At 70.0% G+C, this 26,643-nt stretch carries 18 protein-coding genes and 1 riboswitch; of the genes, 9 read left to right on the top strand and 9 right to left on the bottom strand.

Translation table 11 applies throughout. From position 1 onward, the window contains the following. Position 1: 1 nt before the first annotated feature. Genes QHF89_RS31420 through QHF89_RS31410 form a run of 3 tightly spaced genes read right to left on the bottom strand, consistent with a single transcriptional unit; the run spans position 2 to position 5,546 of the window. Positions 2-709: a uracil-DNA glycosylase gene (locus tag QHF89_RS31420; RefSeq protein ID WP_136968455.1), complete on the bottom strand. Its 708-nt coding sequence runs from the start codon at positions 707-709 to the stop codon at positions 2-4. After that, complete coding sequence (locus QHF89_RS31415; protein WP_284721161.1) at positions 706-1,908, bottom strand: esterase/lipase family protein; 1,203 nt, start codon at positions 1,906-1,908, stop codon at positions 706-708. Before QHF89_RS31415 ends, QHF89_RS31420 begins: the two co-directional genes overlap by 4 nt. A gap of 14 nt (positions 1,909-1,922) precedes the next feature. Beyond that, positions 1,923-5,546: an FG-GAP-like repeat-containing protein gene (locus QHF89_RS31410; protein WP_136968456.1), complete on the bottom strand. Its 3,624-nt coding sequence runs from the start codon at positions 5,544-5,546 to the stop codon at positions 1,923-1,925. Between the two features lie 105 nt (positions 5,547-5,651). Here QHF89_RS31410 and selA point away from each other — a divergent pair, with 105 nt between their 5' ends. Further along, the gene (gene selA, locus QHF89_RS31405) at positions 5,652-7,055 is read left to right on the top strand and encodes an L-seryl-tRNA(Sec) selenium transferase (protein WP_136968457.1); all 1,404 of its coding nucleotides are present in this window, start codon (positions 5,652-5,654) and stop codon (positions 7,053-7,055) included. Positions 7,056-7,058: 3 nt separating this feature from the next. Here the strand turns inward: selA and QHF89_RS31400 are convergent, their stop codons facing one another. The 5 genes from QHF89_RS31400 to QHF89_RS31380 form a co-directional block, all read right to left on the bottom strand. Continuing rightward, entirely contained in the window at positions 7,059-8,462 is a 1,404-nt protein-coding gene (locus QHF89_RS31400; RefSeq protein WP_136968458.1) for an MBL fold metallo-hydrolase, read from the bottom strand. A 9-nt stretch (positions 8,463-8,471) separates the two neighbouring features. Then, positions 8,472-11,114, bottom strand: a complete 2,643-nt coding sequence (locus QHF89_RS31395; protein WP_136968459.1) for a TonB-dependent receptor domain-containing protein — start codon at positions 11,112-11,114, stop codon at positions 8,472-8,474. A 77-nt stretch (positions 11,115-11,191) separates the two neighbouring features. Then, positions 11,192-12,907, bottom strand: a complete 1,716-nt coding sequence (locus tag QHF89_RS31390) for a serine/threonine protein kinase (RefSeq protein WP_284721160.1) — start codon at positions 12,905-12,907, stop codon at positions 11,192-11,194. Between the two features lie 125 nt (positions 12,908-13,032). Continuing rightward, positions 13,033-13,653, bottom strand: coding sequence for a hypothetical protein (locus QHF89_RS31385; protein ID WP_136932522.1), 621 nt, complete (start codon positions 13,651-13,653; stop codon positions 13,033-13,035). Positions 13,654-13,804: 151 nt separating this feature from the next. Next, positions 13,805-15,007 carry a hypothetical protein gene (locus QHF89_RS31380; protein ID WP_136968460.1) on the bottom strand — a complete coding sequence of 401 codons (1,203 nt, stop codon included), beginning with the start codon at positions 15,005-15,007 and terminating at the stop codon, positions 13,805-13,807. Between the two features lie 168 nt (positions 15,008-15,175). Further along, positions 15,176-15,332: riboswitch (cobalamin riboswitch) on the bottom strand. 375 nt (positions 15,333-15,707) lie between these two features. Between QHF89_RS31380 and QHF89_RS31375 the strand changes: the two genes are divergently transcribed. From QHF89_RS31375 to QHF89_RS50240, 3 genes are read left to right on the top strand one after another with little or no spacing between them, the layout of a single operon-like run. Continuing rightward, positions 15,708-17,456, top strand: coding sequence for a protein kinase domain-containing protein (locus QHF89_RS31375; protein ID WP_284721159.1), 1,749 nt, complete (start codon positions 15,708-15,710; stop codon positions 17,454-17,456). Positions 17,457-17,491: 35 nt separating this feature from the next. Next, positions 17,492-18,130, top strand: coding sequence for a hypothetical protein (locus QHF89_RS31370; protein ID WP_136932525.1), 639 nt, complete (start codon positions 17,492-17,494; stop codon positions 18,128-18,130). Continuing rightward, on the top strand, positions 18,013-19,905 hold the full coding sequence (locus QHF89_RS50240; protein ID WP_425440849.1) for a BamA/TamA family outer membrane protein: 1,893 nt from the start codon (positions 18,013-18,015) through the stop codon (positions 19,903-19,905). The genes QHF89_RS31370 and QHF89_RS50240 overlap by 118 nt, the downstream gene beginning before the upstream one ends. Here QHF89_RS50240 and QHF89_RS31365 read toward each other — a convergent pair. Then, the gene (locus QHF89_RS31365; protein ID WP_136968461.1) at positions 19,902-20,735 is read right to left on the bottom strand and encodes an FG-GAP repeat domain-containing protein; all 834 of its coding nucleotides are present in this window, start codon (positions 20,733-20,735) and stop codon (positions 19,902-19,904) included. The two genes, QHF89_RS50240 and QHF89_RS31365, sit on opposite strands and share 4 nt — an antisense overlap. A gap of 112 nt (positions 20,736-20,847) precedes the next feature. Here QHF89_RS31365 and QHF89_RS31360 point away from each other — a divergent pair, with 112 nt between their 5' ends. From QHF89_RS31360 to QHF89_RS31340, 5 genes are all read left to right on the top strand, one after another. Next, positions 20,848-22,056, top strand: coding sequence for a phosphoglycerate dehydrogenase (locus tag QHF89_RS31360; protein WP_284721158.1), 1,209 nt, complete (start codon positions 20,848-20,850; stop codon positions 22,054-22,056). A 264-nt stretch (positions 22,057-22,320) separates the two neighbouring features. Beyond that, positions 22,321-22,908: a ribosome maturation factor RimP gene (locus QHF89_RS31355; protein WP_136968462.1), complete on the top strand. Its 588-nt coding sequence runs from the start codon at positions 22,321-22,323 to the stop codon at positions 22,906-22,908. Between the two features lie 24 nt (positions 22,909-22,932). Next, a complete protein-coding gene (nusA, locus tag QHF89_RS31350; protein WP_136932528.1) occupies positions 22,933-24,585 on the top strand; it encodes a transcription termination factor NusA in 1,653 nt (550 codons plus the stop codon). A 120-nt stretch (positions 24,586-24,705) separates the two neighbouring features. Then, entirely contained in the window at positions 24,706-25,542 is an 837-nt protein-coding gene (locus tag QHF89_RS31345; protein ID WP_284721157.1) for a YlxR family protein, read from the top strand. Positions 25,543-25,572: 30 nt separating this feature from the next. Further along, on the top strand, positions 25,573-26,643 hold a 1,071-nt coding region (locus QHF89_RS31340; protein ID WP_284721156.1), incomplete at its 3' end, for a translation initiation factor IF-2 N-terminal domain-containing protein.

The raw sequence follows: 26,643 nt of genomic DNA, 5'->3' as shown, positions 1-26,643 counted from the left end.
CCTACCGGCGCGCTCGTTCCAGCGCAGCCCCCAACACCTCGTCGAACATCGCCGCCGTGAGCCGGCCCGTCTGCGTGTTCTGCTGGCTCACGTGGTAGCTCCCGAACAGCCACGCCCGACCCCCGCCGCCCCGCGGATCCGGGATCTCTCCGCGCGCGCCATGCGCAAACGCGGGCGTCCCCGAGATATCCCCGTGCTTCTTCGCGAGCGTGAGGACCGCGTCGTAGCCGGTCTTCCCGAGCGCGAGGTACGTGTGCGCCCGGTCGAGCAGCGCGAGCTCCGCTTCGAGCCACGGGCGGCAGGCCGCGAGCTCCGCCGGCGTGGGCTTGTTCTCGGGCGGCGCGCAGCGGCAGGGGGCCACGATGAAGGCGCCCGTGAGCGTGAGGCCGTCGCCGCGGCGTACGCTCGTTGGTTGGGATGCGACGCCTGCTCGGTGCAGCGCGGCGTAGAGGAAGTCGCCCGAGCGATCGCCTGTGAACATGCGGCCCGTGCGGTTGCCGCCGTGCGCGGCGGGCGCGAGGCCCATGAGGATCAGCGTGGCGTCGGGGTCGCCGAAGCCGGGGATCGGGCGGCCCCAGTAGGTCTCGTCCCGGTAGGCGCGGCGTTTGACGCGGGCGACCTCTTCCCGCCACGCGACGAGGCGATCACAACGGCGGCACTCGACGAGCGCTTCTTGCAAGAGCTCGAGCGAGCGCCGCTGGCTCGTCACGACACCCCGCGCGCGCTCGGCGGCGCGCTCTTCGGCGAGCGCTCGGACGCGGGGCTACGCGCGTCGCGCAGCTCTTCGCCCACGATCATGCCGGACACGATTCGATCCATCACGACGTCGAATCGCACGCGCTGGAACCGCGCGCCACTCGCGAGCCAGTCGGTGTGGCCGCCCGCGCCGGGGAAGTGGCCGACGATGTCGAGGTGGTCCGCTTTGCCCACCCACACGAGGTCGCCCCAGATCTGCGAGGTCAGGGGCACGACGCCGTCGTTCGCCGTCGGCGGCAGGGCCTCGCCGAGCATCGCCTTGAGCTTCGCTTGGGCCGCGCCGTCGGCCGCCGCGCACGGGTATCGCTCGTCGAGGCGGCTCGTCAGGTTGTAGAGCGCCGTGAAGATCGTCGCGCTCATCGCGCTCCACGGCGAGCGCAAAGCCGCGATCCAGTCGCGCACCGCGTTCGAGGGCGCATACGTCGCGACACACTGGTAACGCACGCCGGGGCGATCCTCGACGCCGGCCTGGAAGAGGTCCATCGCCTCGGGCATGAGCTGCACGATCGCGCCTTGATCGCCGCGCAGGAGATCGAGCCAGGTGCGCAGCTCGCGGCTCGACGCTTCGTCGAGGACCTTGGCCACGGCGTCGACGGCGCGGTTGATGATCTCGAGCTCGAAGTTGCCGATCGAGAGACGGCCGAACGCAGCGACGAGCGCGGACGTCGCGGCGAGCGGAGGCGCGCCGAGCTTGAGCGCGGTCACGGTGAGCGCGGAGATCGCGTAGAGCATGCGCTGGCCGCTGACGGTCGCGAAGAAGGCCGCGAGGGGCGTGCCGTAGTGCGGCGTGTTCATCGTCGTGATCGACGCGAGGCGTGGCAGCCACGAAAGCTCCTTGCGGTTGACGCCGGGCAGCCGCGCGGTCGGCGAGGCGACGAGGCGCGCGTCGAGGCCGCCCGTCGAGTGGCCGACCACGTGGATGGGGCCGTCGTCGTCGCCGGCCGTGGCGGCGACCATGTGCGCGAGCTTGGCCGCGCGGCGGCAGACGCTGGCCGTGGGGTGGACGTCGCAGACCAGGACCTTGGCGACACGGCCGCGCTGGCGGAAGCGATCTTCGAGGGCGACGACGAGGTGCTCGAAGTACTCGAACGACGCGAGCCGCGCGAAGCCGAACATGCCGGGAGAGAGGTAGATTCGAACGGGAGGCGACACCCCGAGAAGGTAGCCTAGCTGCGCGCAGGTCGCCGCCTCGCCAGCACGAGCGCGAGGCCCACGGCGATGAGGCCCGCCGCCCGCCCCTCGCCGCGGCCCTGGCCGGCGGCCCGGCAATCGCAGCCTCCGGCCGCTTCGAGGGGCCGGGGGAGGCGATCTGCCTCGCAGACGTCGGCCGTGAGCGGGGCCTTCGCCTTGAGGGGCACGCCCTGATCGAGCTGGGTTTCGAGGCTGCCCGTGTTGCGGTTGTCGTGGTGGTAGCTCTCCCACGCGATGACGCCGTCGGTCCGGCCGCGCGTGTGCCAGACGTGCAAAAAGCCGCTGCGCGTGCCGACGGCGACCTCGAGGGTGCCGTCGCCGTCGAGGTCGCCGACGGCGGCCGTGGAGGCGATCCACTGGCCCGTGAACTTGGGAAAACCCGCGGGCTCGCGGCCGCAGCCGTCGTAGGCGTGGAGGAAATACCCGCCCGAGCCGGTGAGGATCTCGGGGTAGTCGTCGCCGTCGAGGTCGGCGATGGCGTGGTTGTTGAAGAAGGTGAAGTCTTCGAGCAGGAAGGGCGAGCCGGGGAGCATGGCGCCGGTCTTGCCGCTCCAGACCGCGAGCAGGTGTTCGCCCGCGCCCGTGCCGCCGCCCTGGAGCGCCTGCGTGAGCGAGAGGGAGCCGCCCGAGGCGACGACGTCGGGCACGCCGTCCTGATCGAGGTCGCCGACGGAGGGGCTCGAGAAGAGCGGGAGCATCGTGTTCGGCTGCGTCGCGCGTGAGAGCGGGCCGAAGATGCTGGAGGGTTCGAGGCCGCGGAGCTCCTTCGTGGGATCCATGGGATCGGGGCGAACGGGCAGGGCGTTCGCGGGCGGCGCGCCGAGCGAGCTCTGGCCGCCAGGCTCGGTGGGGACGATGAACGGCAGGCTCACGTTGCCGTGCGCGACGGCGGCGAGCTTTCCTTCGAAGCGCGCGACGGCCGGGGCGTTCGGGATGCCCTCGGCGACGAGCGGGAAGAGCTCGAAGGAGCTGAGCGAGACGGGCCAGCCGGCGAGGATCGGGCCCCCGGGGGCCTTGGTGCCGCGGCCATCGACGACGGTGATCGCGCCAAACTGTCCACTCGTGCCGAGCCGCTCGTTCGAGCCGAGGACGAGGTCCATCACGCCGTCGGCGTTGAAGTCGGCGACCGCGGGCGTCGTGAGGATGCGGCTCTTCGCCTTGGGGTTGTTCTCGGGGTCGATGCGGATCTCGACGGGGAAGCCGGGGAGAGGAGCGCCGCCCGCGTTGAAGACGTGGACCTTGCCGTCGAACGCGGCCTGCACGATGTCGAGGTGGCCATCGCGATCGAGATCAACGAGCACGGGCGAGGCGAAGGCGCCCCGCGTGATGCGCTGGTCCTCATCCATGCAAGGGCCCGTGGGCGGAGGCAGGTCGGGGCCACGCGGGCAGGAGGGGATGCGCGGGAGGCGACGGGGGAAACCCGGGCGAACGGAGCCGTCGGGTTCGAGGACGTAGATCGTGCCGGCATAGGTGGTGGCGACGATCTCGACGGTGCCATCGCCGTCGAGGTCGGCGATGGCGGGCGCGTTCATGAAGCCTTCGCGCGCGAGGTTCGGATCGACCTTGCCCGACGCGTAGCCCGGCGCGGTGATGTGGCTCGGCGTCTCGCTCTCGGACGGGGAGGTGAAGCCGTCGATGGGGGTCGTCGCGAAGGGGAAGCCGGGGAAGGGGACGGGGCCGGCCTTCGTGAGCGTGAGGACGTGGATCGCGCCGCCGCCCGTGGGGACGATGAGCTCGCGCACGCCGTCGCCGTCGAGATCGGCCATCTTGGGGCTCGCTTCGAGGCTGTCGCCGAGCCACACGGGAAACCCGCGCGCGAGGTCGGGATCGCTGTGCACGTAGTAGGTGCGGCGCATCTCGCCGGTCACGTCGCCGATGGCGCCGCCGTAGTGCGCGACGGCGCGGACGCGCACGGTGATGGTGTGGTCGTTTTCGCCGAAGGGGCTGTCGACGTCGGGCGGGTGGCTCACCGTGACGTTGCGCACGTCGAGGAGTGCGAGGGGCTCGGCCGTGCCGGCGATGAAGGTGGGATCGAGGTTCAGGCGCCGATCGAGGACGTGCTTCTGAAAGTCCTCTTCGAGCGGCTGCACGCCGCTCGCCCACTCGACGACGTAGTCGTAGGCGTTCGCCCGTGGCGCGGAGATGGTGCCGCGGATCTGGATCGGGCCGTCGACGCGATCCTTGTAGAGGACCTCGAACCAGCGCGGCGAGACGATGTCGACCGAGGGCGGGATGCGGCCCTCACGGATGGCCTCGAGCGCGCGGCTCGCGTGGACGCGGCCGTAACCGAAGCGCTGATCGAAGCCGGGCTGCGAGAAGCGGTAGATCGATCCGGCCTCGCGGGACGCGGGCACGTCGATGTCGTCGGCCGTGAAGAAGAAGATCGACTGCGCCTCACCCGGCGAGAGCTGCGGCACGGTGTTGTACTTGAGCGCCGCGGAATAGAGCAGGCCCGCGATGCCGCTGAGCTGACCCGTGGCCTCGCTGGAGCACGAGGTGCCCGAGGCCGAGAGCAAGTTCTGGCCGCCGTAGTTCGAGCAGGGGTGGAAGTCGAGGAAGCTCCGCGAGGCACGGGCGCTCGCGCCGTCGTACTGGATCGCGTGCACGGGCAGCGTGTGGTTGCTCGCGGCCGGCATGTTGTGGTGGCGCGAGTTCTCGTCGGCCATCGAGGTCACGACGAGGACTTTGTTCTCGTACGCGTAGTCGAGCGCGGCCTGCGCGAAGCGCGTCATGTTCAGCGTGCCGAGCGCGCACTGCACGACCTTCGCGCCGCTGTCGGTCGCGTACACGACGGACTCGCCGAAGGCCTGCACGTCGCCGATGAAGCTGTCGCCGACGCGGAGCGGGAGGAACATGCAGCGCGGGCAGGCGCCCGCGAGGCCGATGCCGTTGTCGGCCTGGGACGACGAATCTTCGGCCTCGCCCGTGCCGTGCCCGTAGCGCGTGTCGTCGTACGGGTCGTTGTCGTTTTTCATGAAGTCCCAGCCCGAGATGTCGTCGATGTAGCCGTTGCCGTCGTCATCGATGCCATCGGAGAAGGCGAGGATCAGATCGCCGGCGTCGAGCACGCCGTTGGCGTTGCGATCGGACGCAGGCAGCGGCATCGAGGTCGCGTAGTCCGAGACCGAGAAGACGCCGTCGTCGTTGCAGTCGAAGCCGGCGAGATCCCCGGCGCCGCCGCAGGGGGCGCCGCCCGCCTGGAAGGGCTTGTGCGTGTGGAGCTCGCGGCGGTTCAGGTACGCCTTGTCGAGGAGATCGGGCTTCTCCCAGAAGATGCCGCTGTCGGTCACGGCGATGACGACGCGCGGATCGCCGATGGAGATGCGCCACGCGAGGTCGATGCTCATGCCGGAGGCGACCTCGTCCGCGCGGCGGACGACGCCGGGCGCGGCGGGCGGCAGGAACGAGTAGTAGTTCCACTGCCCGTCGCGATCCTCGGCGTACGCGTAGCCCGGATCGTTCGGCCAGTTCGCGGGATCGGCCATGTTCGCGTCGGGCGACGGAGGCCACGCGGCGGACGCGGCGTGGGGCGCGAGGGCGCTCGCGAGGGCCAGCGCGGCGAGCAAGCCGCCGCGCCACGAGGGGCGGTACGTTCGCATCGTCTCCTCATCGGCCCCGCGCGGCGCAGTTCGGCGAGGCCGCGTAAGTGTGTGTGCGCAAAAAGTACGGGAGAAGGAGTGGAGAGCGGGTAGATGTAGCAGCCGATGGGCGAGGAGGAAACGCGAGGGACAGGGGGCGCGGATCTGCGGGGCATCCCACGGGTGGACCGTGTCCTCGCGAATCCGTCCCTCACACAGGCGAAGCAGAGGCTCGGCGTCGCCGTGTTGACGCGCCTCGTGCGGCGAGCCCTCGACGAAGCACGCGACGCCGTGCGCGGCGGCGCGCCGTGTCCCTCCGTGGAGGAGGTGGCGCTGCGCGTCTCCGCGCACGCCGAGCGAACGCTCGGGACGCGCGCGCGGCGGGTGATCAACGCGACGGGCGTCGTGCTGCACACGAACCTCGGTCGTGCCCCGCTCGGCGCGCGTGTGGCCGAGGCGCTCGCGCGCTCGGCAGCGGGGTACACGTCGATCGAGATCGATCTCGCGACGGGCCGGCGCGGGCGTCGCGGCGCGTTCGCCGAGGATGCGCTGTGCGAGCTCTCGGGCGCGGAGGCATCGCTCGTCGTGAACAACAACGCCGCGGCCGTGCTCTTGATGCTCGGCGCGCTCGCCGCAGGCCGGCCCGTGGTGGTGTCGCGGGGCGAGCTCGTGGAGATCGGCGGAGGGTTCCGGGTGCCCGAGGTGATGGCGCGATCGGGCGCACGGCTCGTCGAGGTGGGCACGACGAACAAGACGCGGATCGCGGACTACGCGCGCGCGCTCGATGCGGCGCCCGACGCTGCGGCGATTCTGCGCGTGCACCAAGGAAATTTCCGGCAGGTGGGCTTTGTCGAGCGGCCGGAGCATCGCGCGCTCGCGGCCCTCGCGCGCGAGCGGAAGGTGCTCTTGCTGGAGGATCTTGGCGGCGGCGCGATCGTGGATCTGGAGTCGCTCGGGCTTTCGGGCGAGCCGAGCGTGCGGAGCTCGGTCGAGGCGGGGTCCGATGTGGTTTGTTTCAGCACCGACAAAGTGCTCGGCGGGCCGCAGGGCGGGGCGATCGTGGGGCGCGCCGATCTCGTGGCGGCATGCCGGAAAGATCCGCTGGCGCGAGCCCTGCGCCTCGGTCGCCTCCCGCTCGTCGCGCTCGAAGCGACGCTCGCCGCGTACCTCGAAGGCGACCTCGACGTGATCCCCACGATGGCCGCGCTGCGCGCGCCGCTCTCCGCCGTGCGCGCGCGGGCCGAGCGGATCCAGGGAGAGCTCGCGCGTGAGGGCGTGACGTCGTCCGTCGTGGAGCTCGGCGGCGCCGTGGGGGGAGGTGCGTGCGCCGAGGAGCCGCTGCCCTCGTTTGGTGTGGCGCTCGATGCGGCGGGCGGAGAGATCGCGACGATCGCGGAGCGTCTCCGCGCGGGGGATCCGCCGGTCCTGCCGCGCGTGCAGGAGGGCCGCATCCTCTTCGACGTGCGCACGTTGCTCGACGGCGAGGATGCGCCGCTCACCGCGGCGATCGTTTCGGCCGTGAAAGGCTGAACGTCAGGCGATCTCGAGCTTGTCGTTCGGCGCCGGGATCACGATCGAGCCGTGCCCCCGCTCGCGCATCTTGTCCGCGAGCACGCGTTGCGGCTGGGGCTCGCCGTGCACGAGGGCGATCGTCCCGGCCGGGCCCCGCGCGCGGCAAGCATCCGCGTAGGCCACGAGATCCCGCTGATCGGCGTGCGCGCTGAAGCCGTTCAGGACCACGACGTCGGCGCGGCGCTCGCGCTCGACGCCGAAGATGCGGACGCGCGCGCGTCGCTCCACGAGCCTGCGGCCGAGCGTGTGTTGCGCCTGGTAGCCCACGATGAGCACGGTGTTCCGCGGATCCTCCACGCCGTTCTTCAGGTGATGGAGGATCCGGCCGGCCTCGCACATGCCGCTCGCCGAGATGATGATCGCGCTGCCTTCGCCGCCGAGCTGCTTGCTGCGCTCCTTGTCCTCGATGTACTCGAGGTCCTCGAAGTCGAAGGGCGTGTCCGTGCCGCGGAGCAAGGCGCGCGCTTCGGCGTCGTAACACTCGGGGTGGAGCTTGAAGACGTCCGTGATGCGGACCGTGAGCGGCGAGTCGACGTAGACCGGGACACGCGGGATCTGCCCGGCCTTGCGGAGCTTCTTCAGCGCGAAGATCACCTCCTGCGCGCGCTCGAGCGCGAACGAGGGGATGAGGACCTTGCCGCCGCGCGCCACGGTGCGCGTGACGACACGCGCGAGATCGTCCTCCATCTTGTCGACGCCGTCGTGCAGGCGATCGCCGTAGGTGCTCTCCGTGATGAGGACGTCGGCGCCCTCGGGGACCTCGGGATCACGCAGGATGGGCCGCCCGGCGCGGCCGAGATCCCCGGTGAAGACGAGGCGCCGCTTCTTCCCGCGCTCTTCGAGGTCGAGCACCGTGATCGCGCTGCCGAGCACGTGCCCAGCGTCGAAGAAGGTCAGGCGCACGCCGTCGGCGATGGGGATCGAGCGGTGGTAGGGGACCGAGACGAACCGCGAGATCGCGTCGAGCACGTCTTCCTCGCCGTAGATCGGTTCGACGAGCTCGTCCTCGCGGCCCTCGCGCACGGATTGCTTGTTCAGGTACCGCGCGTCCGCCTGCTGGATCGCCGCCGCGTCGCGGAGCATGAGCGCCGCGAGATCCCGCGTGGCCGGCGTCGCGTACACGAGGCCGTCGAAGCCGTTTTTCGCGAGCATGGGCAGCGCGCCCGAGTGATCGATGTGCGCGTGGGAGAGGACCACGGCCGAGACCTCGCGCGCGGGCACGCGCAGGCGGCGGTTGTACTCGAACGACTCGCGCCGCCGCCCCTGGAACAGGCCGCAGTCGAGCAGCACGGTGGCGTGCTCCGTGCGGACGACGTGCATCGATCCGGTGACGGTCTGCGCCGCGCCGACGAACTGGATGTCCACGCAAAACCTCTACAGCGTGTGCTGGAAGAAGCCCATGACCCGGCGCCCGACGCGGTTGCCGAAGGGGTGCATCTGCGGCGCTTCGTCGGTGAGGCCCGAGAGCGCGTTGTAGACGACGAGCGAGACCTCGCCGGTCGTGCTGGCGATCGGGAAACGCCACCCGATGCGCCCGTTCAGGAGCGCGTAGCCGGGGATGTCGAAGGTCTGGACCTGGATGCCCGAGAGCGTGGCGACCTGCTCGGCCCAGGTCTGCGCCGACTGGTAGTGGAAGGTGATCTCGCCGTCGATGCCAGGCTTCGTGCGGAGCTGGACGCCGGCGTTGATCTTGTGCCGGCTCGTGCGCTGATCCGTCGGCGCCGAGCAGCCGTCCGGCAGCTCCTGCGACGAGACGTTCAGCGCGTAGTTCGCGAAGAGGTCGAGGCCCTCGATCGGGTAGACGCGCGTGCCGACCTCGCCGCCGAAGACGTTCTGGATGTCGCAGCGGTTGAGCCACCCGCCGAAGCCGACCGTGTACCGCCCCGTCTCCGGGTTGAGCCCGCCGAGCCCGTCGGCGCGGTTCGCCAGCGTGAGCGGCCGCTCGCCGGCGAGCGCGATCAGGTCCGTGACGCGGTTGTAGTAGGCGGTCGCTTCGAACTCGAAGCGATCGCTCATCTGGTTCAGGTAGCTCGCCTCGGCCGTGATGATGCTCTCGGGCCGGAGGCGGAAGGCCGTGTCTTCGTAGCGCTGCGACGCCGAGATGAGCTCGGCGCCCGGGAGCTGGAGCTGGATCGGCAGGTCGAGGTACGACTCGAGGAAGGTCGTGTTGCGGAAGGCGGTCGAGCCGCTCACGCGGATCGACTGGAGGTCGGTCGGCTTGATGATGACCGAGCCGCGCGGCGAGACCTTCACGGTCTGGAGGTAGGGGACGTAGTCGGCGCGGCCAGAGACGACGAGCTGCACGGACTTGCCGAAGCGCAGCGTGTCCTGGAGGAAGAGCGAGCCCCAGTTCTCGATCGGCGTCTCGTCCTGGAGGTACGTCCAGGTGATCGACTTCATGCGGTACGCAGCGCCGCCGCGGAGGCTGTGCTCGACGGACTTCGGCCACGTGACGTCCTTGAAGAAGTTGAGCTCGGCGTCGACGACGTTCTGGTTCGCCTGGCTCGGGAAGAGCGTGTGGCCGTAGTAGTCGTGGTTCGACGACGTCTGCGCGGCGACCCGCGCGTAAAAGACACGCGCGGAAAAGTTCTCGGTCTTGAAGAGCGCCGTGATGTCGGCGTTGTCGAAGCGGGCGCGGTAGTCGTTGAACGGGCCGATGCCGTAGACGTCGAGGTCGCTGCGCGCGAAGCCGCCGCCGACCTGCAGCTCGCGGTTGTTCTTGAAGCGCTGCGCGAGGCGGATGTCGACGCGCAGGTTCTCCGCGCCGAGGTTCTGGTTCGGATCGAAGACCTGGATGTCCTCGCGGCCGTTCTGCACCTCGCGTGTCCACCGCGGGTAGCGCGTGTAGCCGACCGACGCGCGGTAGCCGAGGTCGCCGTCGCGCCCCGTGGCCCACGCCGAGCCGTAGCCCTGGCCGGTATCGCCGTAGCCGACGCGGAAGCCCGTGCGGCCCTCGCCCGGCGCGATCGTGATGATGTTGACGACGCCTGCGAACGCGTTGGCGCCATAGAGCGCGGAGCCCGGGCCCCGCACGACCTCGATGCGCTCGATCTGGTCGACGTCGATCGAGAGCGTCTCCCAGAACGTCGAGCCGAGGATGTCGAGGTACGCGGGCCGCTGCCCGTTGATGAGCACGAGCAGCTTGTTCGCGAGGCGGCTGTTGAAGCCGCGCATCGAGACGTTCGTGTCGCCGCCCGTGATTTGCATGACGTCCATGCCGGGCACACGACGCAAGAGCTCGGGGATGCGCGTGATGCCCGAGAGGCGGATGTCCTGCCGCGTGATGATGGTCGTGGAGTTCGGCGAGTCGAGCGGGCTCTGGGCGCCGCGCGAGGCCGTGATGACGGTCTCGCGGTAGACGTCCTCGTCGCGCGCCTTGCCGACGAGCTTGTTCACGTCGGCCTGCGCCTGCGCGTCGCCGGGCTTGGTGTCGCCGGGCTTCGTATCGCCAGGGGTATCGCCGGGTTTGGTGTCGCCGGGCTTCGTATCGCCGGGTTTCGTATCGCCGGGTTTCGTATCGCCGGGGGTGTCGCCGGGTTTGGCGTCGCCGGGTTTGGTGTCGCCCTCGTTGGTCTTCGCCGGCTCGGTGGTCTTGGTCTGCTCGGCGCGCTGCAGGGCGAGCTTCTCTTCGAGCTGCTTCAGGACCTGCGCGGACTCGGCGCGGTCGGGCGGATCGGACGCGACGTACTGCTTGTACGCGTTGATGGCTTGTTCGAGGTTGCCGGCCTCGGCGTGCGCGCGCGCGATGTTGAAGAGGACGTTCGGGTGCGGGAGGATTTCCTGCGCGCGCTCGAGCTCCTTGATGCCCTCGGGGTAGTTGCCCTTGCTGATGAGCTCCATGCCCGCGCGGAAGTGCCGCCGCGCCTCGGTGCGCGCGTCGGCCATCGCAGGGCCCGCGGCGAGGGCCGTGGCGCAGGCGAGGGCGAGCGCGACGAGCGCGCGCGTGCGGCGCGAGCGTCGTGGTTCCTTGGAGGCAGAGGGCGCGTCACGGTGGGCGGATGAGGGCTCGGACGACATGGCGGTTCCTCGGGGGCAAACCGCACTCTACACGAGCATTCACCCGCCCTGATCGCCATTTCGGCGGAGCACGCGCGTCAGTAAGGATTGCCTTTGTAAGGGTCCGGCTTGTAGTTCGGATCCTTGTTCCCGCCGGTCTTCGTCGTGGCGGGCGCGGTGCGCACGGTGCCCGCGGCGGCGTCGAGCGTGACCTTCACCTTCTCCTCGACGACCGTGACCTTGATGGTCTTCGACTGGTAGCCCTTCTTCGACAGCGTGAGGCTGTGCACGACGTCGGCGGCGGCGCCGGCGCCGCGGAACGTCACGTCGCAGGGCGTGCCCCCGCAGAGCGTCTCGTTGCCCTCCATGACGCTCGCGCCGGAAGGATCACTCTCGATGTGCACCACGCGATCGCCAGGACGCGCGGGCGTCTGCGGCGCGGCCTGCGTGGGCGTGGGCGGCGGCGTCGTCGCGGGCGAGGCGCTCCCCACCGTCGTCTCGCCGGAGCCGCGCGTCTGCGTGAGCGTGATGATGATGCCCACGAAGCCGAGTACGAGCACGCCCGTGATCAACATGAAGCGCCGCTTGCCGCTCTGGCCGGCGAGCGTGTCGGGGTCGGGCAGGGACATCGGCTGCGAGGCCGCGAGCGGATCGGGGAGCGTGCTCGGGCTGCTGAAGCCGAGCGCCGCAGGGCGCGCGCCGGAGAGCGAGAGCGACGAGAGCGACGTCGAAGGGCCGCTGTCCCCAGGCGGACCCGAGGGGCGGCGCATCGGGCCCGAGAGGCCGGTCGTGTCGCCGGGCGGGAGGCTGTCGAGGTTCCGCGCGCGGAACGCGCCGGTATGCGCGTAGGGCTGGTACGGCCCCGTCATCATCTCCTCGGCGCCGCCGCCACAGCGCTTCAGCGCAGAGAGCAGCTCGTCCATGCTCGCGAAGCGGCGCTGTGGATCTTTCTCGAGACAGCGGAGGACGATCGCCTCCATCTCCTCGGAGATCACGAGGTTCGGGTTGTAGTGGATCATCGGCGGCGGCAGGTCGTTCACGTGCGCCATCAGCGTGCCGACGCCGGGGCCCTTGTCGAAGGGCACCTTGCTGGAGAGCATCTCGTAGAGCATCACGCCGAGCGAGTAGATGTCGGTGCGCGCCGAGACCTCCGCGCCCACGATCTGCTCGGGCGCCATGTACTTCGGCGAGCCCATGAACAGGCCTTGCTGCGTGAGGTCCTCCGCCTCGCCGGTCACGTCCTTGACGAGGCCGAAGTCGAGGACCTTGACGTTGTCCCGTTCATCGCCGTGTTGCGCCAAGAGCACGTTGCCCGGCTTGAGATCCCGGTGCACGACGCCGATCTGGTGCGCCTCGCGCAGCGAGCGGCAGATCTGCCGAGCGATGTGGCAGGTGCGGCCCTCGGCGAACGGGCCTTCCTCGCGCAGCACGCGGTGGAGCGTCTTGCCGTCGACGAACTCCATCGCGATGTAATAGATGTCGTCGCTCTGCCCGTAATCGAACACGGTGACGGTGTTCGGGTGCGTGAGCTTCGCGGCGATCGACGCTTCGAGGAAGAAGCGCTTGTGGAACTCCGGATCGCGGTCGCCCTCGTACTTCGGGGAGAGGACCTTCAAGGCGCAGATGCGTCCGAGCGGCGCTTGCTCGGCCCGGTACACCTTGCCCATGCCGCCGCGGGCGATGACGCCGACGATCTTGAAGCGACCGCCGATGGCCATCCCGATGAGGGGATCCGGCGCGGCCCCCTTCGGGTCATCGACGCCCTCCGCCTGCTGGTCTTGTCGGGACGCGCCCATATGTGGAACCTGGGCCATCGGGTTTGGATCCTCGGCGAGCGGCGGCCCCCAAAGGCACGCTCGGGTGCGCACAAAGTCTGCCGGTCGCGCGCGCTTGTGTCAATTCTGCTGACCACCTGCCCCGGTGAGGAGGGCGAGGGGGGTCAGCCGAGCGAGGTTCGTCCGGGGGGCGTGGGGGTCGAGGGAACGACCTGCCCCGAAGCAGGGCCCGGGCCCGGCGGCGGCGTCGAGGGGTTGATGGGCGCCCGCGGCGCCGAGGGCGGCGCGTCCGCCACGACGGCGTCGGGGAGGGTGATTTCCATCCCAACCCCGCGCGGCATGGGCGCAGCCTTGGGGATCACCGGAACCTGCACGGAAGGCGGAGTCACGGCGAGCATCGCAGGCGTGCTCACCTTGCCCGAGGCCAGCGGGCGCGTGTCCGAGCCCTCCACGAGCACGCCGTCGACCTCCATCATGAGCGTCGCAGACGTGACCACGATGTGCCGGCCGAGGCGCTTGACGAGCAGGACCGCGCGCGCGCCGGCCGACCATCGCGGCAGGACACGCGCCTTGTCGGACTCCTCGTCGACGAGCCACCCGACGAGCTCCGAGCCCACGAGCTGGGACGACGTCGCGGCCACGAGCTTGCCCGCGACCAGGCGATATCGGCTGTTCTTCGTCTCGAAGACACGATCACCGGCCACGTCCGGGCGTAGCCTTCCCTCGAGGAAGGCGTCGATGCTCACGCGGACGACGCGATCGCTGTCGGGCTCGAGGAAGTTCATGACGCCTCCCATGGGGGCACCCCGTCCTGCCTCGATTATCACGCCCTGTCACGGAGATACATCCCCCGGCGTGCGGATGCCGAGAGACCATGCGGCCGGCGTTCGGCCGCATGGTCTCCCGGGCTACCACTTGTGCGGGATCTGCAGGGGATCAGGGAACGCGGGCCACGACTGCGAGGACCGTGGTGTCCATGCCGCGTTGCCCGGCGACCCAGAGCCGATCCTGGTCGTCCGTGAAGAAGGGGAGCGACGCGCCGGGCGTGGCCGCCGAGAGGAAGACGCCGGGCATGCCCTCGGCGACGACGGCCCCGTTCTCCACGCGGTAGCGCTGGGCGACGACATCGAGCGCGTCGAAGGTCGTTCCGTCGACGGGCTGGAACGCGAGCACGCCGGCGTCATCCGCGCCGGGCGCGAGCGCGGCGAGGCTGCCCGCGTACCCTGGCAGCTTGAAGAGCGACGCGCCGGCCGTGGGCCCCGTGCCCCGTGCGACCTTCTCCGCCGCGTACCCGCGCGCATCTTGATCGCCGTTCGCCTCCGACATGATCACGAAGACGTTGCCCGCGTGATCCGCGGCGATGGGGCCGGACGCGACGCCGAACGTGTCGACCGGCAGCGGCGCGCTGCACGTCATGTCGCCGTCGGGCACGAGTCGGGGCATCGACGCTGCCGTGCCGCAGGCGTCGGCCGCGTAGAGCGCGTTCGTCTTCGTCGCGGCGTCGTTCACGGCCGAGAGCCCCGTGTAGAGCAGCCGCCCGAGCGTCCCGTCGCCCACGCCGACGCCCGCGTAGAACCCGTTCACCGGGTAACGCGCCGCGACGAGCGTGCCGTCGAGCAGGACGATCTCGCCCGTGAGATCGGAGGCCGTGTACGAGACGACCGTCCAGTCGAAGAAGGGCAGATCGATCGCTTGAGCTCCAAGGAACGTCATCGCTGGGATCTTCGTGTCGACGTCGTTCGTCGTGAGGGTGAGCTTGCCTGTCGCGCCGGCGGGCGGCGTGAGGCGCTCGATCGTCACGGAGCCGGGCGCGGGCGCGGGGCTCACCGCGACCGGGCCGCCGTGGCGCCCCCACGTCGAGGGCGCGCCGACGACCGCGTCGGATTCGTAGAGCCCGACGACGCAGAACCCTGCGTCCTTCACGGTGAAAAGATCTGCGTACGTCGAAGGGTCGAGGCACGCGCTGCCACCCCCACCACCCGCGCCGCCATTCCCACCCGCGCCGCCGCTCCCACCGCTGCCGCCGTTGCCGCCGCTGCCGTTCCCGTCGTCGCTGCAAGCGACCAACATCAAGCTCGCGCCGAGCGTGAGGGCGAGCGCGAGCCGCGTGCTCAGCCGGCGTTTCGATTCGTCGTTCATGTTCGTCTCCGTATGGGCGACACACCCGCGCCCTCGGGTCTCGTGGGCGGGATCGAACGATCCCGCCGAAGAGCGGCGCCGGCGTGGGCATGGACGGAGAGACACGGACGCGAGGGCCCCCCCGCCGCATGCTCCACCCCGGAGACCGCGATCGGGCCTCGACGCAGCAGGTTTCCTGGCTCCCGGATCGTCCTCGGGCGGACCTTCCCGCGCGTTCGCGCCTCCCTGGCTCGCACCAGCGAGGCGCTCTCCGCGCAGTGGCTCTTCCGCCTTCGTCCCCGGCTACAGTGGCGGGGGCCGCGCCGGCATGGTCACCGGCTTCCCTGTTGTCCGGCGCGCGCGTTCGATGAGCCTTCGCTCGGCGCACGCGCGCGCCCACTGCTCGAGATCGGCGGGCCCCTGAACTTGCATCCCGGGGTCCGCACGGGGCGGCGTAGGCGATGAACGAGCGTGCAGTCAAGAAGAGGTTCATCGACCGGAGCGCTCGCTCACTCGATGGCCTTTCGGGCGTGGGGAGGCGGCCACGGGGGGGCCACAATGGACAGGGGAGGGGGGTACGTACGAGAGGGGCCACAGGCCACCCGGACCACGAGGTGGGCCCGGACCGACCCCGAAACCGCGGAAAACGCTTGTTCGCGCGGGGAAGGTACTCGTTCTTGAAAAGGACTCGTTGCGCTCTCGCCCGAGATGGACGACGCTTGTGGGAAACCAGCACCGTCCCGACCCACTGGGCAACGAGGCGGCTGACCCTCTTCTCGTCGTGACCAACAGAACTCCTCCCCCCCCGATCACTCCCGGAACGGTCATCAACGACCGCTATGAAATCCGACTAAGCCTCGGCAAGGGTGGCATGGGCGAGGTCTTCCTCGCATTCGACCGTTCGACGCAGCAAGAGGTCGCGCTGAAGGTCGTGCGCGAGGAATCGCGCATGCCTGGCGACGACGAGGCGCTGCGGCAAGAGCTCTTGCTCGCGCGATCGGTCGCCCATCCCAACGTGTGCAAGGTCTTCGATCTCGCCCCGAGCCTCTGGGGGCCCATCCTCGTGATGGAGAAGATCGCCGGACAAACCCTCCACACGCACATCCGGAAGAAGAAGGCTCAAGGCGGATACACCGCTGACGAGTTCCGGAAGATCGCGGCGGAGGTGTGCAGCGGCCTCGCGGCGATCCACGCGCAGGGCCTCGTGCACGGCGATCTCAAGCCGGGCAACGTGATGGTGAGCGAAGGCCGCACCGTCATCCTCGACTTCGGCTTCGCGCAGGAGCGCGCCCGCGCCTCGGCGCGCCGCCCCGGGGCGCCTCCGGACGGCGGCACGCCGAACTACATGTCGCCCGAGCGCCTGCGCAACGGCGGCGCCAGCGTCGACGACGACGTCTACGCCATGGTGCTCACGCTCTGGGAGATGTGGACCTGCCGCGTCCCCGAGCCTGGCTACAAGCCGCGCGCGCGGCCCATGCGTCAGCAGATCATGTTCGACGTGCCCGCGGGCCTGGCGACCGACGAGGTCAAGCAGATCTTCCGCGGCATGAACGAAGACCCGACGATGCGCCCCCAAGCGCGTCACCTCCGGTTCTTCAACCCGACGCAGCTCACGACGAGCCCGATCCAGCTCCCGCGCGAGCGGCTCGAACCCGGGCCTCCGCCGGGCCGCGCCCAGACCGCCGCGTTCACGCCCGGCGCCCAATCGCTGCTCATCACGTACGCGACGAACGCGCCGGAGATCGTCGGGCAGATCCTGCCCCTCGACAAACCGATCATGACGCTCGGTCGTCGCGCCGATCAGGACCTCGTGATCCCCGAGGCCACGGTGAGCGGCCAGCACGCGCTGCTCCGTTGCCAGTCGGGCTCGTGGACGATCGAGGACCTCGGCAGCACGAACGGCAGCTACGCGGAGTTCGGCTTCGAGCGCAAGAGCCAGATCACCTTCATGCACAACGGCGAGGTCCAGGTCGGCGAGTGCCGCCTGAAGCTCGTCAGCTTCGGCCCCGAGTCGCCCTCGCACAAGCGCGCGCGCCAGTACCTTGCGAAGCGCGACGGCCTCACGGGCCTGCTCGTGCGCGAGCACCTCATGAAGGCCATCGACGAGGACGGGCTCTTCGCCGAGTGGGCCGAGGTGAACGTGCAGGTCGCGCGGTACGAGCTGCGCGGCCCGAACCGGCAGGTGAGCGAGAGGCCGACGATCCTCGAGATGCTCGCGCTGCGCAAGGCGGCCCAGCGCGTCGTCGACCTGACGGAGATGCTCATGCTGAGCCTCACGCCCGTCGTCGCCGGCCGCACCGGGCCGCTCAAGTTCGTGGTGTCGATGGTCGGCCACTCGCTCGAAGAGGCCCGCCACGTCGTCGAGCAAGTCCTCTCCCAGGTGCAAGGCACGCTGCCGGACTCACTCGAGCTCACCGCCACCATCGTCAAGGGCGAGCCGGGTCGACCGGCCCGGACCCTCCTCGACTAACCCCGTGATTTCCCGGTGAAGAACTTCGGCCGACGATGATCAGGCCCCCGCTGTCGTCGAGCCCGCCGTCGCAGCCGTCTCCGTACCGTTATCTCGGTCGCGGCGGGGGCGAGCGGCCCGTGCGTATGCAGATCATCTTCGCGCTCGTCGCGGGGATGATCCTGGTCGCCGTTCCTCTGTACCTCTGGCGCGGCCCGCGGCCGGACTCGATCCCCTCGGCCGACGCGGCCGTCGCGGACGCAGGCACGACGGACGCGAGTGCGCCGGTCTTCGTGGTCGATGCGGGCCCGCCGCCGGTCACCCTCTCCTCGTTCACCACGATTCGTTGCGAGAACCCGGGGCCCGGGAAGACCCCACCGGAGCGGTGCGATCACGTTACCTTCTTCGAGGACGGCCTCGCCCGCGCCATCCGCGAGAACACAGCGTGCGCGCCCACCGGAAAGTCGCAAACCACCGTGAGCTTCGTGCTGGAGATGGACTTCCGCACGAAGAAGACGAACCTCTTCGTCGGCAAGTCGTCGAGCATCAAGCGCGACAAAGCGAAGGAGCTCCTCCGCTGCGTCAAGCGTGCGATGCCGAAGCCCGACTGGCCCACGATCCCGCACCAGTACGTCCGCTACAAGGTGAACGTCGTCGCGACGTATCCGGCCGCAGACAACAAACTCTCGCTCTAGTCCTCGCGGCCCTCTTCGTTTCGTCGTTCTCCTCGTCCCTCGCGGAGGCGGCCGAGGAGAGCGACGAAGCGCCGCCGCCGCCCGCGTACTCGCCGTACGAGCGTGAGACGATCAAGGCGGTCCTCGCGGCGCAAGGCAAGACGATCGACGAGTCGCCCGAAGGCAAGACCATCGAGGCCATCGACGTCGTCACGCTCGACGTCATCGAGCAGCGCGATCCGGTCCCGAACTTCGTCAACATCTTCCACGCCACGACGCGCAAGTACATCGTCCGCCGCGAGGTCCTCCTCGAGCCGGGGCAACCGTACAAGCAGGATCTCGCCGACGAGACGGGCCGGAACCTCCGCAACATCCCGCAGTTCTCGCTCGTGCTCGTGTTCGCGGCGCGCGGCAGCAAGCCCGATCGCGTGCGGCTCCTCGTCGTCACGAAGGACGTCTGGAGCCTGCGCGTCGGCCTGGGCTACCGCTTCGCCTCCGGCCGCCTCGAGTACCTGCTCGTCCAGCCGAGCGAAGAGAACCTCTTCGGCACGCACCACTCCGCGCTCGTGCAGGCGTACTTCCAGCCCGAGACGTACGCTCTCGGCGCGCGTTACTCGATCCCGCGCGTCGGCGGCAGCCGCATCCTCTTCCGGGCCGAGGGCAACGTCGTCTGGAACCGCGAGAGCGGCAACCCCGAGGGATCCTTCGGCGCGTTCACCTACGGCCAGCCCCTCTACTCCACCCGCGCCGAGTGGTCGCACCTCGCGCAGATCACGTGGCGCTACGAGATCGATCGTCGTTACGTCGGCGGCCGGCTCGCTGCCTTCGACGCGAAGTCCACGGAGCAGGACGACGCGATCCCCTTCCGCTACCGCGCCGACGTGCTCGCGGGCACGTACACGCTCACGCGATCCTTCGGCCTGCGCAACAAACACGACTACAGCGTCGGCCTCGAGGTGAGCCGCCGCGTCTATCGCCAGGACGATCTCTCTCGTTACGCGCCCGAGGCCGCGCGCGAGTTCGTCGACTTCGCCGTGCCGCGCAGCGACACGCGCATCGGACCCTTCGCGCAGGTGCGCGCTTACTCGACGCGCTTCATGCGGGTGCTCGACTTCAACACGCTCGGCTTGCAGGAAGACATCCGGCTCGGCCACGACCTCATCCTGCGCGTCTACCCTGTCTTTGCCGGGATCGGATCGAGCCGCGACTTCTTCGGCGCCATGGCTTCGGCGAGCTACACGGCGCCGATGGGCGACGGCATCGCGCGCGTCTTCGCCGAGGGGATCGTCGAGGCGGAGCCGGATCGCATCGCCGACGCCTCGCTCGAAGCCGGCGTGCGGATCCAGACCCCGCGTACGGGCATCGGCCGCCTCGTCCTCGACGCGCGCCTCCTCCGGCGCTTCCGCAACTACATGAACCGGCGCACCGTGCTCGGCGGCGACACACGGCTGCGCGGCTACACGACGCTCGCGTACATCGGCTCCGACGTGCTCACGTACAACCTCGAGTACCGCGCGCGCCCCTTCCAGCTCTTCTCCTTCCAGCTCGGCCCCGTCGCGTTCTTCGACGCCGGCGACGCGTTCGACGGCTTCGAGGAGATGCGCATGAAGCACTCGGTCGGCGTGGGGCTGCGCGCCGTCTTCCCGCAGCTCGATCGCTCCGTCATGCGTGTCGACTGGGGGTTTCCTTTGACGCGCACGTTCGCCCCCGAGGGCCCGTTCCCGGGTCAGTTCGTCGTCACGTTCCAGCAGGCCTTCCAGATGCCTCAGATCCCGCTGCGCGCGACCGACTTCTAGCGCCGCGTGGCCTGCGCCGATCGGATCCGCGCGACATGCGCGTCGAACGATGCTCGCAGCGAACCCGGGACCGGCTCCTTCTGCAGCGCCTCCAGCGTGGCCGCGCGCTCGCGGCCTGCGTGGATCGCGTGCCATGCCTGCTCGAGCGCGCGCCGGACGCGCGTCACGTCGTCCATCGGCGCGTCCTTGTCCTTCGGCGTTCGGAGCGGCGCGTCAGCGCGGCGCGTGTGAAACGCGAGCGCGGCCTCCGAGCGCGCGCGGTATCGACCGGCCTTGAACGTCGCGACCAACAGGAACGCGGGCTGGATCGGATCGTCGGCCGGTAAGGCCACGCGTCCGATGAGATCGAGGTGTCCGTCCTCGTCGACGTCGGCGACCTCCGTCGGCACGAGCGTCATCTCGACGTCGTACTGCGCCGATCCCGTCGGGAGGATCTGATGCACCTCGAGCGCGCCGCTGCCTCCTCGCAGCACCACGTCGAGCGTTCCATCCCCGTTGAGATCCGTGAGCGCGCGAAGCGCGCCGTCCTCGTAGCTGCCGCTCGTGCCGGGGACGAGCGCGGGGACGAGCTCCGTCGCGTGCTGTCCTGCGTCGCGTGGTCCCACGGCCAGCACGACGCCGTGCACCGTGGCTGCTCGCACCGCGAAGGTCTTTCTTCCGAGGATGTCGACGCCTTCGTAGCCGCGGACGACCACGGGGCCGCCTCCACGCGGCATCTTGGCGCGGATCTCGGACGTCTTTTGCAGGCCGAGGGGCGCCGTCTCCGCGTCGATCGTGGAGAGCTGCGCCTCGATGTCGGGCGAAGCGGCGAACGCCGCGATGGGGGGCATTTCTCCGCCTCCCCAGGGCGAGACCCGATGATCCGAGGTGCACCCCGAGAAACCGATCGACGCCACGAGGACGAACAACCGCGCTGCCTTTTCTGCTACCGTTCGCCCTCGCATGCGCCTCTTGATCGCCGACAAGATGGACACCCAGGCGCTCGAGGAGCTCCGCATCCTGGGTGTCGAGATCATTTCCCGCCCGGAGCTTACCAAGGACACGTTGCCCGCGGCCCTCGACGGCATCGGCATCCTCGTCGTCCGTTCAACCGAGGTGACGGCACGCGCCATCGAGGCGGGCCGCCAGCTCAACCTCATCGTGCGCGCGGGCGCCGGTGTGAACACGATCGACGTCACCGCCGCGAGCGCGCGTGGTGTGTACGTCGCGAACTGCCCCGGCAAGAACGCGATCGCCGTCGCCGAGTTGACGATGGGCCTCGTAGTCGCGCTCGATCGCCGCATCGTCGATGCGACCACCGATCTGCGTGCGGGAAAGTGGGAGAAGACCCGGTATGCGCAGGCGGAGGGGCTCTACGGCCTTCGCATCGGCGTCGCGGGCCTCGGCGCCGTCGGCCGCGAGGTCTTGAACCGCGCGCGTGGCTTCGGCCTCGAGCCGCATGCCTGGTCGCGCTCGCTCTCGCAGAACAAGGCGCAGCGGCTCGACGTCGGCTTCGCCCGCAGCCTCGAAGAGCTCGCGTCGCGCTCGCACGTGCTCACGATTCACCTCCCGCTCGACAGCCGGACGCGCGGCATCGTGGGTCGTAAGGTGCTCGAAGCGCTGCCGGACGGAGCCATCGTGGTGAACACGGCGCGCAGCGAGGTGATGGACTACGAGGCGCTCGAGGACGTGATCGCGAAGAAGGGCTTGCGTGTCGGCCTCGACGTGTTCCCGAACGAGCCGGATCGCGGCACGGGCACGATCGAGCCGCGCATCTTTGGCCGGGGCATCGTGTACGGGACGCCGCACATCGGCGCGTCGACCGAGCAAGCGCAGCGGGCGATCGCGATGGAGACCGCGCGTATCATCCGCGCCTTCATGACCGAGGAGACCGTGCCGAACGTGGTGAACATCTGCGCCACCTCGCCCGCTCGGTACGTCGTCGTGATTCGCATGCTCGACAAGGTGGGCGTCCTGGCGAACACGCTGAGCGTGCTCAAGCGTCACGGCATCAACATCGAGGAGATTTCGAACACCGTCTTCGACGGCGCGCTCGCGACGTGTACGAAGATGCGTGTCTCTGGACGGCCGAGCGACGCCTGCATGAAAGAAATCGCGGCGTTCGACGAAGTCCTCCACGTGGACGTGGTATCGTTGCCGAACCTCGCCTAGCGAGGCCACGCCTGCCCGCCCCGGAGACCGCTTCACTGCGGATTTTCCTGGGCTTTTCGCTCGTGCGCGGTGGGCGTCCATGCCCCCTTGCGTATCCGCCCAGGTTCGTTTAGAGTCACCCCGACAAAACTAGGCGGATCCGCGGAGCCGGATTCCCAAGTTTGGGAATCGGCTCTTTTTTTTTCGCTTGGGCCCTCGCGCGGCGGGCGCCCTTGGCGAAGACGGTCTTTCGCCGCGCGGGGCCTCGCGCCCGTCCTCTCAGGCATGCAGCAAGCGTCGAACGAGCAAACCAGCAAGAAGACCATCGATTTCGACCGTATCCGCGCGGCCGTGGGGCCCGTGCTGGAGACGCACGGCGTGGTGCTCGTGGATGTCGAGTGGTTCACCGACCAGGGGACGTGGACCTTGCGCTTGACGATCGAGCGCGAGGGCTTGCAGGACTCGTCGGATCCGGCTGGGGGCGTGTCGCTCGACGACTGCGCCGAGGTCTCGCGGGACGCCTCGACGGCGCTTGACACGGACGACGACGTGATCCCGCACCACTACAGCCTCGAGGTGTCCTCCCCCGGGCTCGAGCGGCGCTTGAAGAACCTTTCGGATTTTCGGCGATTCCGCGGCAAATTGGCGCGTGTGAAGCTCGCCCGGCCGGCGCCCGACGGCCAGAGCTTTCTACGCGGCGAGATCGCGGAGGCGTCGGACGACAAGATCGCCGTCGTCGTCGACGGCAAGCGGATCGAAGCGCCTTTCGCGGATGTCGTGGAGGCGCGACTCGTGTTCGAGCTCGTGACGCAGTCGAAGAAGCAGAAGAAGAGCACGCGCGCGGGCAAGGCGAAGCAAAGCGGTAACCGGTAGTTGAGATCAGGAGAGCGAGCAGCCATGGCAACGATGGGAGCGACGCCCACCGTGGATACGAGCCTCGGGGCGATCCTCGAGCAGGTCGCGAAGGAGAAGGGCATCGACCGGAAGATCCTCGTCGAGACGATCGAGGCGGCGATCTTGAAGGCGGCCCAGAGCGTCTTCGGACCGACGCGCGAGCTCGAGGCGCGGTTCAACGAGGACAGCGGCCAGGTCGACCTCTTCCAGTACATGACCGTCGTCGAGGACGTGGCCGAGCCCGAGCGCGAGATTTCGCTCGCCGACGTGGAGAAGCACAAGCTCGACGCGACGCTCGGCGAGGAGCTCGGCTTCCAGGTCTTCTGGCGCCCCGAGGATGCCGAGAAGGCGCGCGAGCAGGACAAGGAGTTCGGCGACATCCTGAAGCTCAAGGCCGGGCGTACGACGTTCGGCCGCATCGCCGCGCAGACGGCGAAGCAGGTGCTCCTGCAGCGTGTCCGCGACGCCGAGCGCGACCTCATCTTCAACGAGTACAAGGACCGGAAGGGCGAGCTCATCCGGGGCATCGTTCGGCGCTTCGAGAAGGGCAACAACATCATCGTCGACATCGGCAAGACCGAAGGGATCCTGCCGTTCCGCGAGCAGACGCCGCGCGAGACGTACCGGCCGGGCGATCGCATCGTCGCCTACGTGAAGGACATCGATCGCGAGGCGCGCGGGCCGCAGGTGATCTTGTCTCGGTCTGATCCGCGCCTCGTGGAAAAACTCTTCGAGGCCGAGGTGCCCGAGATCTACGAGGGCATCGTGCGGATCGTCTCGGTCGCCCGCGAGCCGGGCGCTCGATCGAAGATCGCAGTGACGTCGCGCGACGCGGACGTCGATCCGGTGGGCGCGTGTGTCGGCATGAAGGGCTCGCGCGTGCAGGCGGTCGTGCAGGAGCTCCGCGGCGAGAAGATCGACATCGTGCCCTTCGATCGGGATCCGGCGCGTTACGTCATCGCCGCGATCCAGCCGGCCGAGGTGCACAAGGTCATCGTCGACGAGGCGGACGGGCGCATGGAGCTCGTCGTGCCGGACGAGAAGCTCTCGCTCGCGATCGGCAGGAAGGGCCAGAACGTCCGGCTCGCCGCGCAGCTCACGAACTGGAAGCTCGACATCATCAGCGAGTCCAAGTTCAAGCAGATGGAGGAGGAGGCGATCCACGCGCTCCAGCAGATCGACGGCGTGTCGGAGTCGATCGCGAAGTCGATGTACCGGCTCGGCTTCCGTGCGCTCGAGGAGGTCAGCGAGGCGGCCGTCGAGGAGCTCGCGGCGATCCCCGGTCTCGGTGGCGCCGAGGTGGCCGAGCGGATCAAGACGCAAGCCGACACGACCATGGAGCGGCTGCGTCAGGAGCGCATCCGGGCCGCGAGCATGCGGACCGAGCCGCTCACGGATCGCGAGCGCTTGATGTTCATTCGTGGCGTCGGCGATCGGACCGTGGGCCTCCTCGAAGAGGCAGGCTACAAGACCGTGGAGGACATTCTTCGCGAAGACGAGGACCGGCTGGCGATCCGGACCGGCCTCGGCATCAAGAAGGCCCGGGCGATCCGGCAAGGGGCGCGGGACTTCGTGGAGAGCGAGCAGAAGGTGCTCGAGGCGGGCCGCGCCGACGCGAGGCGCGCCGCAGTGGCGGCTTCGACAAAGCAGGCGTAAGAGGGCGCAGCTCGTCTTTCGCGGACGAGCCAAACTCCGAGAACGAAACGGACGATGGTGGAAGCACGGACAGAGACAGAACGAGCGACGCCGCAGGCGGACCGAGAAGGTTCGTCGCGGGTGCGCACGTGTGTCGGCTGCGGAGAGCGGGTGGAAATCCCGCGCTCCGGGGCGGCGCTGTCCGTGCTCGTCCGTCTCGTGCTGGGCCCCGGCGGCGAGGTCGCGGTGGACGCGGCGGGCGGCGGCTTCGGCCGCGGCGCGCACGTGCACCCGAGGCCGTCCTGCGTCGAGAAGGCGGCGCAGCGGGGGCTCGCGCGGGCAGCCAAGGGCAAGGTGAGCCTGCTCTGGGACGAAGCGTCCGAGCCGTCGGGCGAGGAGACGGCAGCGTCGGGGACGACGTCGTCGGGCAAGCTCGTCCCGCTCGATGCGGCCTCGCTTTCCCGGGCGATCATGCGCGCGCTGGATCGGCGGGTGCAAGGGCTCGTGGTCGCGGCGGCCCGGGCGCGCAAGGTCGCGCTCGGGGCGGACGCGGTGACGGGCGCCGACGGGCGGGGCGAGGCGGAGCTCATCGTGGTCGCGACCGACGCGGCCGCGGGATCGGAGCTCTCGGCCGTGCGTCGCGCGGTCTCCGAGGGGCGCGCGATCGCCTGGGGGACGAAGAAGGTGTTGGCTACGTTGTGCTCTGCCGCTGCGTCGTCGAAGCGCGCGGAAGGGCTCGCCGTCGTGGCGATCATGGATGATCGGATCGCGGCGGCGCTTCGAGAGGCCGTACAAACGGCCTCCGGGCTCGCCGCGCCACCGTTGGAAGGTGCGGCGGCGAGCCGCAAGCGCCATGATGCGAGGCGCCCCGGTGGTACCGGGCAGCAGTCCTCGGAAAGGTCCACGCCGAAGGATGCGGGCGGCGGGATCGATGGAGATGGGGCGCGGTCCGGTCAGGATCGTCGTGCGGACGGGTGAGTCGGGTTTGTCGTTACTGGAGCGAGGTGCATGAGCAAAGTTCGGGTGTACGAGGTCGCTAAACAGCTAAACATGGATCAGAAGACGCTGGTCGCGCTCTTCCAGTCCATGGGTATCGGCGACGTGCGCAACCACATGAGCGCGGTCGAGAGCGATGTGGTGGAGCGCGTGAAGCGCCATCTGGAGCGGCAAAAGGCGCCCGAGGTGGTCGAGGAACGGATCCGTCCGACGGTCGTGAAGCGCCGCGCGCGGGGCGCCGAAGGCGAGACCTCCGGCCCCGAGCCGACGACGACCCCCGCACGTGCCGCCGCTCCTGCCATCCCACCCGCGCGCGCCTCCGCTCCGTCCGCCGCTCCCGCCCCGACGAGCCCGACGTCGACGGCGGCAACGCCCGCCGCGCCGAGGACCGCGCAAGCACCGGCGCCGGTCGTCGAGGCCGCGAAGCCTGCTCCCGCGCCCGCTCCCGAGAAGCCCGCAGCGACGCAGACGGCGCCCGCCCAGCCGGTGGAACGTGAAGCGAAGGAAGCGCGCGAGGTTGCTCCGCCCGCGGCGCCCCCTGCTCCGGCCCCGGTCGCGGCGGCGGAGCCCCCGAAGCCCGTCGCCGTCGAGAAGGCACCGGAGGCGCCCGCGCCGAAGCCCGTGGAGGCGGCACCCCCGCCGCCGGTCGAGGCTCCGAAGCCCGCGCCTGCGGTTGCCGCCGAGGCCCCGAAGCCCGCTCCGGCAGAGCCCGCGCCCGCCCCGAAGGCGGCCGAGCTCGCGCCTGCGCCGAAGGCCGTCGAGGCGCCGAAGGGCGAGGAGCCTGCCAAGCAGGTCGCAGCGCCCGCCGAGGCCCCGAAGGCCCCGCCGGCCGCTCCGGCGACGACGCCTGCCCCGAAGGCGGCCGAGCCTGCGCCGAAGGCGGCTGCCGAGCCGCCGAAGAAGGCCGAGGAGCCGGCAAAGCCTGCGCTTTCCGAGGCGCCGAAGCCGGCCGCGGCCCCGCCGTCGCAGCAGCCGCAGCGGACCGCGGGCGGGTCGCCGCAGGGGCCGTCCAAGCCCACGGCGCCGCCTCCGGCCACGACGCGCTCGCCCGCGCCGGGTCCGGGTCGTACGCCGCCGCCGAGC

This window comes from Polyangium sorediatum (assembly GCF_029946465.1).
In the GTDB taxonomy this organism is placed as follows: domain Bacteria; phylum Myxococcota_A; class Polyangia; order Polyangiales; family Polyangiaceae; genus Polyangium; species Polyangium fumosum.
The sequence above is the reverse complement of the archived record's forward strand: the minus strand, read 5'-3'. Positions and strand labels throughout refer to the sequence as shown.